At 53.3% G+C, this 10,278-nt stretch carries 15 protein-coding genes; 8 read left to right on the top strand and 7 right to left on the bottom strand.

The features are described from left to right. Nucleotides 1-175: 175 nt before the first annotated feature. The 7 genes from FQ755_RS26645 (at nucleotide 176) to FQ755_RS37620 (ending at nucleotide 4,692) form a co-directional block, all read left to right on the top strand. On the top strand, nucleotides 176-652 hold the full coding sequence (locus FQ755_RS26645) for a cyclic-phosphate processing receiver domain-containing protein (protein WP_260858877.1): 477 nt from the start codon (nucleotides 176-178) through the stop codon (nucleotides 650-652). 539 nt (nucleotides 653-1,191) lie between these two features. After that, a complete protein-coding gene (locus tag FQ755_RS26650) occupies nucleotides 1,192-1,521 on the top strand; it encodes a hypothetical protein (protein WP_144158006.1) in 330 nt (109 codons plus the stop codon). After that, nucleotides 1,522-2,019: a hypothetical protein gene (locus tag FQ755_RS26655; RefSeq protein ID WP_144158007.1), complete on the top strand. Its 498-nt coding sequence runs from the start codon at nucleotides 1,522-1,524 to the stop codon at nucleotides 2,017-2,019. A gap of 241 nt (nucleotides 2,020-2,260) precedes the next feature. After that, on the top strand, nucleotides 2,261-3,259 hold the full coding sequence (locus tag FQ755_RS26660; protein ID WP_144158008.1) for a hypothetical protein: 999 nt from the start codon (nucleotides 2,261-2,263) through the stop codon (nucleotides 3,257-3,259). 200 nt (nucleotides 3,260-3,459) lie between these two features. Beyond that, the gene (locus FQ755_RS26665; RefSeq protein WP_144158009.1) at nucleotides 3,460-4,197 is read left to right on the top strand and encodes a recombinase family protein; all 738 of its coding nucleotides are present in this window, start codon (nucleotides 3,460-3,462) and stop codon (nucleotides 4,195-4,197) included. Continuing rightward, nucleotides 4,194-4,520, top strand: a complete 327-nt coding sequence (locus FQ755_RS26670; RefSeq protein WP_144158010.1) for a hypothetical protein — start codon at nucleotides 4,194-4,196, stop codon at nucleotides 4,518-4,520. Before FQ755_RS26665 ends, FQ755_RS26670 begins: the two co-directional genes overlap by 4 nt. A 4-nt stretch (nucleotides 4,521-4,524) precedes the next feature. Further along, the gene (locus FQ755_RS37620; RefSeq protein WP_186308666.1) at nucleotides 4,525-4,692 is read left to right on the top strand and encodes a hypothetical protein; all 168 of its coding nucleotides are present in this window, start codon (nucleotides 4,525-4,527) and stop codon (nucleotides 4,690-4,692) included. A gap of 298 nt (nucleotides 4,693-4,990) precedes the next feature. Here the strand turns inward: FQ755_RS37620 and FQ755_RS26675 are convergent, their stop codons facing one another. The 5 genes from FQ755_RS26675 to FQ755_RS26695 all read right to left on the bottom strand — a co-directional run bounded on the left by FQ755_RS26675 (nucleotide 4,991) and on the right by FQ755_RS26695 (nucleotide 7,976). Beyond that, nucleotides 4,991-5,332: a hypothetical protein gene (locus tag FQ755_RS26675; protein ID WP_144158011.1), complete on the bottom strand. Its 342-nt coding sequence runs from the start codon at nucleotides 5,330-5,332 to the stop codon at nucleotides 4,991-4,993. Between the two features lie 107 nt (nucleotides 5,333-5,439). Further along, nucleotides 5,440-5,781: an SHOCT domain-containing protein gene (locus tag FQ755_RS26680; RefSeq protein ID WP_144158012.1), complete on the bottom strand. Its 342-nt coding sequence runs from the start codon at nucleotides 5,779-5,781 to the stop codon at nucleotides 5,440-5,442. A gap of 84 nt (nucleotides 5,782-5,865) precedes the next feature. Beyond that, entirely contained in the window at nucleotides 5,866-6,453 is a 588-nt protein-coding gene (locus FQ755_RS26685; RefSeq protein ID WP_144158013.1) for a hypothetical protein, read from the bottom strand. A gap of 68 nt (nucleotides 6,454-6,521) precedes the next feature. Continuing rightward, nucleotides 6,522-7,331, bottom strand: a complete 810-nt coding sequence (locus tag FQ755_RS26690; protein ID WP_186308667.1) for a TIGR02391 family protein — start codon at nucleotides 7,329-7,331, stop codon at nucleotides 6,522-6,524. Nucleotides 7,332-7,355: 24 nt separating this feature from the next. Continuing rightward, entirely contained in the window at nucleotides 7,356-7,976 is a 621-nt protein-coding gene (locus FQ755_RS26695) for a hypothetical protein (RefSeq protein ID WP_144158015.1), read from the bottom strand. Nucleotides 7,977-8,176: 200 nt separating this feature from the next. On the opposite strand from FQ755_RS26695, the gene FQ755_RS26700 reads away from it, so the two are divergent. Continuing rightward, nucleotides 8,177-8,755 (top strand): recombinase family protein, encoded by a 579-nt coding sequence (locus FQ755_RS26700; RefSeq protein WP_144158016.1) that lies wholly within the window; start codon nucleotides 8,177-8,179, stop codon nucleotides 8,753-8,755. Between the two features lie 129 nt (nucleotides 8,756-8,884). On the opposite strand, the gene FQ755_RS26705 is transcribed toward FQ755_RS26700, so the two are convergent. Together FQ755_RS26705 and FQ755_RS26710 are read right to left on the bottom strand one after the other, a co-directional pair. Next, complete coding sequence (locus FQ755_RS26705; protein WP_260858878.1) at nucleotides 8,885-9,610, bottom strand: DUF6977 family protein; 726 nt, start codon at nucleotides 9,608-9,610, stop codon at nucleotides 8,885-8,887. Beyond that, nucleotides 9,589-10,179, bottom strand: coding sequence for a DarT ssDNA thymidine ADP-ribosyltransferase family protein (locus tag FQ755_RS26710; protein WP_144158017.1), 591 nt, complete (start codon nucleotides 10,177-10,179; stop codon nucleotides 9,589-9,591). The genes FQ755_RS26705 and FQ755_RS26710 overlap by 22 nt, the downstream gene beginning before the upstream one ends. Between the last annotated feature and the right edge of the window lie 99 nt (nucleotides 10,180-10,278).

The raw sequence follows: 10,278 nt of genomic DNA on the forward strand, positions 1-10,278 counted from the left end.
TTCTCTTCGAGCGTTTAATGCGGTCGCGTGCTAAGCCGCATGCTGTTCTTGTGCTGCGACTGAACCGTTGGATGGCGTTGCCCGATGAACGCGAAGGACGGAAGAAGGTTCGGACGAGGCATTTCTAGGGCGGTACGTCTGTCGCTTTCTCGCAAAGGGAGCATGAAGGCCGCCTATGCCAGCTGTGTCTGGCACCATCGATTTCCCGCTTTCCGATTACGCCCCTTCGTCGGTCGAGTTTACGGCGAGTAAATGCCAAGACCGGGCGTTCGGGGCGAAGCGTTATGGTTGCCTCTTCCAACTTGTTGCTTCCGCAGCCATTGAGGATAACGTGACCTATCGTCTATTCGTCGACGACATCCGGGACCCAGTCAAATCTGACTGGCGGATCGCCCGGACATCCGCTGACGCAATTGCCTTGCTGGAAGCCCTTGGATGCCCGCGCGAAATCTCGTTCGATCATGACCTCGGTGGCGATGATACGGCCATGCGCGTCGTCAAGCGACTGATCGACCTTGACCTCGATTCCGATGGAACCTTCATACCGGCGGCCTTTGCCTACTCGATCCATAGCGCGAATCCGGTCGGGCGCGAAAACATTCGCGGCTATCTCGACCAGTACCTTGCCGTTCGGTGCCATTCACGAAGCTGACGTGCGTTGCGTCGAACGCGATGAATAAGCGCAAAAATCTTCGAAAGCCTTAAGCGCTACCTAGGGTCCATCCTGACTCTTGGAAAGGCAGGGCGCAACTGTTCGGATTCTTTCGCCGGCTTCCATTTCGGTATTTCTAATAGAGATATGGCCTACGTTTTACCACCCCATGTTTTACAATGCTGCAGGAATCCCGCATCATAACTTTCATTAAGATTTTCAGAAAAAATTAGCAATGGTAATCATCAACATTCATATCGAAGCAACAAATTAAGATAAATTTTTATAATAGACCATGGCAACATTTTCGAAAAAATGTGACAAACATAGGCCATGGCAACATTTTCAGAAAAATGTGGCAAATATAGGCCATCGCAACATTTTCCAAAAAATGTGACAAATATGTGGGATTATTAATCTAATAGCACTACACATTCAGTGGTTATTTCGAGCCGTGCTAAAGTAATCCCGCAGCGCCGATGTACGTTGTTAGCGCTGCGTGTCCAGCGGGTTCACATCCGCAGCTTTTGAGACAGAAAATGACTGATTTTGAAAATGCAATTTTGCAGCGGCAAAATGAATTTCAACAGAAATTTTTAAAGCAATTTCATGAGTCGCAGTTGAGGCAGCAGAAGAGTATGTTCGCGGGCATGCTGGTACGCCAGAAATCGATGCTCGCGATGTTGGAACAACTAACAGCGCGCACAGAGGAGTTATGCTCAGGCTCCGCAATGGAACCTGCAACCGCTCATACGGAACTCACTGACGCAATCGACATAGAGGAAGCCACGCATGCGCTGAAACCGTTCGTCCCACAGCAACCTGCCGGCAAGCTAGCCGCGCAGATCGAACTGTCGCAGGGGTTATAAATGGTCGCCATCGACAAACGCACCATGAAGCCCGTGCCATCGGTTCCGGACCGAGTAATCGTTCGCCTAGAACATGTGGTAGCGCCGGATTTGCAATTGAAACGCTCCGAACTGTCTACTGGCGAATATGCGAATGCCCTTCGCTCCCAACGTCACGAGCAGCAGATTTCAGCCCTGACGGAAGGGACCGGAAGGAACACGCAGGACATTGCCCGGATTGATCGCAACGTCAACGCCGTGGTTGCGCACGTGGACAGCATGGATACGCGTATCGAAACCACGGAAGCAACACTAGCATCTTTACTGTACCACGGGCAACAGGCCTGTGCCTCTGGAGCGAAGAAAGGCAACATGAAAATTACTTCGATATCCTTACCGCCTGAAATCGTTGCGCAGATGAAGGAAGAAGCACACCGGCGCAACCTCTCGTTATCTGGCCTGGTTAAGGCATTGTGGGAAGAACGCGACAAATCACCACCTCTCACGGCACAGGAGTAAATAGCTGAATCCGAGGGGGAGCAGTTGGCCCCCCCCCTACTACCGCCCGTTGCTCTAATAAGGGGGGTATAGCTTTCAAAGTATCAATTACACGCATAAATTCATGATGATTCTTCAATATCCACCTCTTACTCTCCAATTTCATTGTATAAATCCCTACAAATTCACTAGATTACGTCTATAGAGTAAATATCTCTGTAGAAACATCATGAAAATCCCCTAATTATGCTTCAGGTAACGTATGACGAAAAAAATAACTGTCTCCAAACCGGTCGTAGACCGTATTGCTTATGTGCTGCCCTTGCCTAACAGAGAATATGTGATAAATCCGATGATCCAGCGGTTAGAACGTCTCATAGCATCATTAGAAGGACGCGTAGAAATACGTGGAGGGAGACACTATCAATCATCGTTCCGTATCAATACTTCAGGAGGGTCATGCTTTGTTCAGTTACTGTCTAAATCCCCTAGGGCGAAGGGTGGATTACGGGTAGAACTGAACCCTGCCAGATTCTCAGCTTCTGATATCGAATACTTCCACAAGATACTAGGCAAAGTCGTAGGTACAGACTATGAGCACCTGAATTCTCGGCCTATCATCAACCGTATTGATTTCGCTGTTGACGTTCATAACGTTGAAATGGAACACCTACTGGTCACGTACCAGAACAATAGACGCTTGACCATGTTTGGGAAACGCTCTGATCGTATGCAGTCTATAGAATCCATGTACTTCGGTTCTGTTGATTCCGGTTATAGGGCCGTCGTCTACGACAAACGTATAGAGCGCGTACATGCGTCCGCTGTAGTTCTCGCGAAAACAGACCCAAAGACTTGTACTGAGGCACTCGTCAACAACCGGATTAGCCGCCTGATGGATGCCTTTACTGAGAAGCCGTATATCCGTATTGAGGTACGGTGCCAGATCAATGGAAAATCGCCGCTGGAACTGTCGGAACTGCCTAATCGCTTCGCCCGCTTTACGATCTGTGATATTGGCTCCGACGAATATGAGCTAGAGGATTGGTTGTATGAAGGATTCGTTGCTATCTGTCAGAGCAAGGGCGTTAAGGCGGCTCTGGCCACCTACGATGATTCCCCTCACAAGAAAACTGTACGGACTTTCTGGGAGTCTGCACGCGTAGACTGGTGGCAACCAAAGGATATGTGGCAGGAAGGCTGTCAGGCGCTCCAAAATTGCGGACTGTTTCCTGAATCTGTTTTCTCCGCAACTTCATAATCCAGATTCACCCATTACCGGTGATCTGTCAAGACGTCACACGAAAATAGATATCCTGTCTCTCTTTTGCAAATCCCCTCTTGCCTCACTCGCTCTTTTCTGGTCATACGTTACCCGGAAACGTAAAATGACTAAGTATTGGACGCTCGTGCAGTAAATAAGTCAGCGTCGGAAAAATGAGGGATTCGCCGGGGATCAAGATGACCGAACAAAAATTTGTGACGTACTACCGGGTCAGCACTCAACGTCAAGGAATTTCCGGACTGGGAATTTTGGCCCAACGTGAAGCGGTAGCGAATTATTTGAAAGGCGTCAACAATTCTGAAATCGTGGCCGAGTACGAAGAACACGAAAGCGGCAAGGGATCAAACGCGCTTGCCAAGCGCCCGGAACTCGCCGCAGCACTCGCACTCTGCAAGAAAACCGGCGCGACGCTTCTCTGCGGAAAACTGGACCGCCTCAGCAGAAACGTCCGGTTCATCAGTGAGCTAATGGAAAGCCGGGTCAAGTTTGTTGCGTGCGATCTGCCGGAAGCCAACGAACTAACGTTGCACATGATGGCCGCTTTTGCCCAATACGAAGCCAAGAGAATTTCCGAACGTACACGCGACGCACTGCGCGCCGCCAAGGCACGGGGGGTGATTCTCGGTGCGACCGGCCCGACCAACCTGAAGTCGAACATTGAGCAGAGGAAGCATAAGGCCGATGATTTCGCTATGAGTCTCGCGCCGGTCATCAACGGCCTCCGTGCTCAGGGCTTGAGCCAGCGCAAGATTGTCGAACAGTTGAACCGGCTGAACATTGCAACCACACGTGGCGGCCAATGGTCGCTCCTTCAATTGCAGAACGTGCTGGCGCGTATCGACGGCACGAAGAAAAAACCGGCGACCATTGATGCCGCGACTATAACCGGCTTTTCGACCAGCAGCAGCTTGTGAGCTACACGCTCGAAGTGGAAACGGTGAAGGCCATCAACGCACGGGTGTTCCCGCTCGAACTGCCGATAGTCGACTACGGCGGGGTGATTGATGATGATTTCGCCCGTCGGTTCGGTAGTGCCACGTTGAACCTGCCGGCGCTCACACACCCGGACATGAAACCGTTGATCAAGACTACGCAGGACCATCGAAATGATAAATCTTATAGTCGTTGCGTTTCTAACAGCACTGACGGCAGGCGTGGGCATTCGCGCCGCCCAATTGTGGCATCGGTCCAGCCTGCTCTACGCGAACCCCTCATGGGCGGAGAACGGCGGAATTGAACCTGTGGACGAATCGCAGTCGTTAGCTGGCTGGATTGTGGGGATCAACGAATTCAACAACAAGACCGCAACGCTCAACAAACGTGCGGCTCAGTTGACCGCGATATCCGTGCTGTTAGGTGCGTTCACAACTATTGTCGGCGCAGCACTTCCGTTTATCACGCACCCGTGACACTGGCGAGAGCATTGCAGTTGATTGCGACGGCGGGCAGCGACGTCGGCTCGACTACTTCGTGCCTGGATGGCACTCTAACCAATCGGGCGTATCGTTGGCGATCCAGTCGCGTGCTTCGGCTTCACTCACTAGCGGCGGTGCGTCAGTCTCCAGTCTTCAATGTCTTGCTGGAAGCCGTCAGGCCACGTCACGCCCACGGCGTAACCGCTGCCGTCCTTAAGTGGTACAGGTTGAAACGTCGGTTCAGCAATGCATTCGGCATCGCGGTTCTTCCGTTGCGCCGATCTATGTCGGTTTATTTTTGGTCGATTTCGATTTTTTGGACAGGGTCGGCATTGAACTGCGGGCGCTTTAATTGGGGATCATCGGCTGCGAGGCAATAGAAAATGATTTCGGCCTCGCCGCATCCTCCGTGAAAGGCGCATTCAGTCGACTGAACATGATTGAGCAGTATCTCCCGGCCCTTGGATGAGCAAAAGGTGTTCGCCTCTTGCAGAGCTTCGCCCTTCGCTGAGGCCGGACCACCTAATGGAACCCTAGTCGAAATAGTGTAGGTGTCCGGGCCTATTTTTATCGGCCCGGTATCGGTGCAACCAGCGAGGACTAGCGTGGTAACGCAAAGGACCGTGAATTTCATGGGCATGTCGCTTTCTGTCTATCGAATAGAATGGTTCGAGTGCAGCGACTGGTTTGGCAGGGGTCTACTTGCACGCTGCCGCGCCCGGCGAGCACTACGCGCCGTTGCTATAGGCCTTTGAGGATTTCGGCGCGCTTCGCATCGTACTCGTCTTTGGTGATCAGACCGCGCTTATATAGGTCGTCCAGACTCGCCAGCCGTTGCGATGGGCTTGGTACCGGAGATGCGGCAACGCTTCCTCTGGCCGGACATGCTTGAACGCATAGTTTCATCGCATCCGTGCATTGGTGCTGCTCCATCAGCGGAAAGAGTGTGAACTTGCCCAAGCATTCGGAATAGTTCGCGAAGCATGAGTGGGCACAATCCGGCTCAACCATGCTGGTATCGATGTCTGCGGTGCTGGCGCAACCCGTCAAAAGCATCGTCAGTAGGATTAACGTTCGTTTCATCGCTGTTCCCCTCCCCCGAAAGTATGTCAACGCAATTAAATCGCACTACTGACGCCCGGATCAGATTGGTTGTGCGCAGAAGGACTAACGTAGGTGATCCAGAAAGAACCTCCGAACCAAATCCGGTATGGTTTCAAACGCTTGCCGGAGCATAGGCGTTACATCGACGTTCTCCAGTTTGTAATCGTCAGTCAGGTGTGCCAGTCGCTGGCCAGCGAAATCGCAGGTAGTAATCCACGCACGCTCAACCTCTGACGGGTTGGGGAACTCGTGAACGATAGATGGGGCGATCATCGCCAGCGGCGTACCGTCCCTCTTCTGGTAATGCTCGACGCCGATATCTCCGTCTTTGCGTTGAACTATCTGGCGTAACGTTGATGGGTTACCGCCACTGCGCAAACCCAGAAACTCCAACAACAAGCGCGAATATACAGCGGCCATCGACATGGCGGTCTGCGTGTACACAGTAAGAACGCCGCTATCCGCCGCCGTCACTTCTCCCTCAACGATAATCTCTATTGTCGATAGTGGTGGGTACTTCTCCGCCAAATCCAAGGCCGTGAGTCCAGCTTCCAGGAATTGAACGTAATATGGAATCTGCATAAGCGGAGCGAAGCCGACGCGCACCGAATCCGGTTGTCGGACGGCCTTTCTATCTTGCTTCTTGGTCATTGCTCGCTGCCTCGGCGTGCTATCCGCATTGGCCTATCATTGTTACGCGCGGCCAAGCCGCAGTGCCGCTATACGCGCTGCGTCCTGTCCAATGACTTTGCGAGCATGCTTAGGAAGCTCAGGTACTCCACGGCACGCTCCGGGTGGTCGCTCACCAGACCATGGGCGCGGGGATTGCGTAACGCCAGCATCGCACCAGCAAACAGGAACATCATGCCGTGCTGCTCGCTCTTTTCACTCTCGTTCCGCTGGTCGTTGAATTTCAAAATCGGATTCTTTTGGCTAAACACCAGTTGCATTAACTCGGTGCCGCTTGGGTCGCTGCGCATAGCCCGCATCTTTACCAGCAAGTCCAATACCTTGCACGCGTCTTCAACAGCGTTGGCGTAGTGACCATCGCGGAATAGTTGTGCGCTGGCACGTTCGATCTCGGGGTGCAAATCGAGGTCGCCAAAGGCACGACGGGCACGGCTTTCCTGAGTATCACCGCCATCTACCAGCTTCTCTTCGAATAGCTCTATGATTGTTCGGAGATTCGTTAGCTGAACTTCCCTGCCACGCGCAAGTCCAGCAACGACATCTCGAAGCGGCAACTCCCCTTGCCCCCAGAAAATACCCGCAGTATCTAGGCCTCGCGTCTTGAAACGTACGTACTCTGCGGTATCCGTGCCGAAGATACCCGCTACCGTGTCCTCCAGCTTCGTATCCAGTGCCGTAACTTGTGGATCGAATCGCTGCCGAATGGACTGGGGATTAAATGCTTCCAAGTCAGCGATACGTCGCTGTAGCTTGGGGATTGCCGCGCGCATTTGCTCGGGCGTCAGGTTGGCGAGACGCGTCTGCGGTTGTTGTGCTGCCTGTGGCTTTCTTGTAACCATGTCTACTCCACGCATCCACAATCGCTAATGTGCAAGCGGAGGGGGGGTCTTGTTTTCCAGCTCAAAGAGCATCCGTTGAGCGAGTGCGGCGTATCTGTCAACCGTCTCTTTCGACAATGCTGCCTCTGGTTCATGTGCGGCCTTGTTCCTGAGACGCTGCAATTGTTTCAGGACTTCGACCTGGTTGTTATCCAGCACCTCTTTTTGATGCAACTCGTTGATAAGGGTGCCGACAGGGCGTCGATTCTTCGTGCTGGTCGCGTCCGACAATGTCGAATCGTAAGTCAAGCGCCGGAGTTCCAGTTCAATGTCGCGCCATGCCACCATGATCACCCCTGCGGGATTTGCCTGGATCGCGCCATTGTCAATCGCGATGCCAAGATCGCCAGCCGAGGCTTTGGCGGTCACCCCTCTCAACTCGACATGAACGTCCGAGTCAAACGTCGCCTCAACTTCCGCAAGTTCCTCGGTGAAATTTGCTTCAAACCCGCCCGGAGCCTTAAAGGAACGAATGTCCTTCAGCTTCGCACGAATCTCTGCCTTGAATAAGTAAGCGCAGAATCCAACGGCCAAAGGCCAAGACCAAGCCGACGCCAAGTCCGCGATGCTTTTGAATAGCGACGCTATGAACGTGAGTCCATCCATAGGATTTTCAGTAAAGAAGGTTTTTCATGATGCTTCCATCGGTCAAAGATATATTATCGCCTATTCGGCGACGTGCGAATTCGCCAGTCGCGGAGTAACAAATCGACCGTTTCCTTGCCGGCCCAAAGCACGTTGGAAATGCGGAAATAACGTCCTTGTTCCTTAATTTATTTCCGCGTTATCTTTCCACCGAAAGCGACATGTCCAAGACCTTTCTTTACGTCCGGGTCAGTACCGGTGATCAGTCGATTGCGAATCAGGTTTTGCTGGCAGAGAAAGCGGGCTATGTCGTGGCAGACCGTCACGTGTACGAGGAAACGATCAGCGGCACGGTCGCGGCGATGGAGCGCCCGGTGTTTGCCAAACTGGTCGGCAAACTGGACGAAGACGACAAGCTGGTCGTAACAAGACTGGATCGGTTGGGACGGAACGCGCGCGATATAGATGCGACAGTTGCGATGCTGAGACACATGAAGGTCGCAGTCATCGTCCTAGATTTGCCGGTCATGGAAGTAACGAGCGCAGCCGGTGATCTGGTCATGAGAATGTTTGCAGCATTCGCCCAGTTCGAGCGTGATCAGTTGGTGGAACGCACACACGCCGGTCTGGCACGGGCCAAAGCGGAAGGCAAGGTTGCCGGTCGCCCATTGTCGTTGACAGCCGCGCAACGCGCTGAAATCAGGGTGAAGCTGGCCGCTGGCGCGACGGCACGCGGACTCGCGAAAGAGTACGGCGTGAGCCACCCCACTATTACGAAGGCCGCAGCCGACGCAGCATGATCACCTAGGGCGGCTGCACACGGACGACCATAGTGGACCCGAGCGGTATCGCCCGTTTCAAGGGTCTAGCTGCCCTTTATGCACACAGGGCCGACGCCGCTAGTTGATGCACCGGCTAGTCGCGTGATGCTAGTCGAGTAATGACCTGTTTCGGAGCGTGTTTTCGTGGGCATTACTGACCGCGCCCGTGTCGATCACGCGAAGATACTCATCCTGATCTTTCAGAACGTGGTCCGTTAGCAGTCCGCGTTCGTACAGAGACACATAGAGAGCAGCCGCGTACGCCTGGCAGTTGATTGAGCGCTCGGGGTTGAACGCAATGTCAGAGAACGCGCGGTACGTCAAAACAATTTGAGCGAGTTCTTGCTGTCTGTGCAGAGCGTTGATGTAAAGCCAATCATAGAAGGCAGTTCGCGGCTGAAGCGGCCAGTCCTTACCGTACCATTGGAATTTAACCAGTCTGCCGAACTGGGCGAGGCGCGGATCGCGCTTCGCATCAATCGACTTGACATCGAGAAGGTCTTTGAACGGGCCGCCGCGCTCGAAAACCTTGCTGGCTTGATAGGCGCACTCCAAACTGTATTCTCGACGGGGCGTCTTTATCATCAGATTGAACGCGCTCAGCTTGACGCCGTGCTCGTCCTTGGATTTGCTGGATATTTCTAGCACACTATCGACGTGCAGTCTTTCCGTCGCCGTCTGATGAAGCGAATCGATTGATTTCTGCGACTGGCTTTTTGCCATCCCGGGAAACCAATGGAACTCAATAAGCTCGGTCGATACGAGCAATGGACCGCTCAGGGACGGCATAAATATCGGGCGTATGGCCATGTCTATACCTGCGGTTGCGGCCATTGGGCGAAGTCTTGCCGGTAAGAAAAAAACCCTTGGTGTCTCCACACTCGGAGGCCAGGGTGCAGCGCCTCAACCTGAGCTTTCATTGTGTCGTTTGACACGACAACGCCCCGGAGGTACGCAGCCGGAACGCCTTCCAGCATCAATACCTCTGCCTGCGGATTGGTCGGCAGATGGTCTTTCAAATTCAGGTTCGCCCGGATTTTATCGTCAAAGTCGTTGTACATGGCCTGAAACGCAGCTAGCCCGAATCGCTGGATGATGGGGATAGCCGTTACACGGCTGGCCGCCGCGTTCGTGGTACAGAAGGCGCATGGCAACGTCCAAAGAGCCGAGGGATCGATGACGACTATCACCCAGTCCTCCTGTGGATTTTCTCGCCGGTAACGGTAGAACATTTTGTAGTTCGGGAAGCCGATTGACACGCATACGGCGTCAGTTCCGTCGATCCGGTGTCGATCATTCACTATGCCACCGACATTCTGCCCGTCCAACCTGCCACGACGCACCAGCCCGTGTCGCAGAATGGATGCGAGGTTGGATAGAGGTGGCCCCGTTCGTTCGGACAGTTTTTTCGATTTTTAAGTGGAACGCTGGGCGGTCACGCTGCCAATGTAATCGCGGGCAGCATCGCGAAATAAGCTTCATCCGGGGTCTTGTCCGACAGA

It is taken from the genome of Paraburkholderia sp. BCC1885 (assembly GCF_900996235.1).
Lineage (GTDB): Bacteria > Pseudomonadota > Gammaproteobacteria > Burkholderiales > Burkholderiaceae > Paraburkholderia.

Bases quoted from the DNA above. Each gene is read 5' to 3' on its own strand.
- FQ755_RS26645 (WP_260858877.1), top strand. From the start codon at position 176: ATGCCAGCTGTGTCTGGCACCATCGATTTCCCGCTTTCCGATTACGCC.
- FQ755_RS26650 (WP_144158006.1), top strand. From the start codon at position 1,192: ATGACTGATTTTGAAAATGCAATTTTGCAGCGGCAAAATGAATTTCAA.
- FQ755_RS26655 (WP_144158007.1), top strand. From the start codon at position 1,522: ATGGTCGCCATCGACAAACGCACCATGAAGCCCGTGCCATCGGTTCCG.
- FQ755_RS26660 (WP_144158008.1), top strand. From the start codon at position 2,261: ATGACGAAAAAAATAACTGTCTCCAAACCGGTCGTAGACCGTATTGCT.
- FQ755_RS26665 (WP_144158009.1), top strand. From the start codon at position 3,460: ATGACCGAACAAAAATTTGTGACGTACTACCGGGTCAGCACTCAACGT.
- FQ755_RS26675 (WP_144158011.1), bottom strand. From the start codon at position 5,332: ATGAAATTCACGGTCCTTTGCGTTACCACGCTAGTCCTCGCTGGTTGC.
- FQ755_RS26680 (WP_144158012.1), bottom strand. From the start codon at position 5,781: ATGAAACGAACGTTAATCCTACTGACGATGCTTTTGACGGGTTGCGCC.
- FQ755_RS26685 (WP_144158013.1), bottom strand. From the start codon at position 6,453: ATGACCAAGAAGCAAGATAGAAAGGCCGTCCGACAACCGGATTCGGTG.
- FQ755_RS26690 (WP_186308667.1), bottom strand. From the start codon at position 7,331: ATGGTTACAAGAAAGCCACAGGCAGCACAACAACCGCAGACGCGTCTC.
- FQ755_RS26695 (WP_144158015.1), bottom strand. From the start codon at position 7,976: ATGGATGGACTCACGTTCATAGCGTCGCTATTCAAAAGCATCGCGGAC.
- FQ755_RS26700 (WP_144158016.1), top strand. From the start codon at position 8,177: ATGTCCAAGACCTTTCTTTACGTCCGGGTCAGTACCGGTGATCAGTCG.
- FQ755_RS26705 (WP_260858878.1), bottom strand. From the start codon at position 9,610: ATGGCCGCAACCGCAGGTATAGACATGGCCATACGCCCGATATTTATG.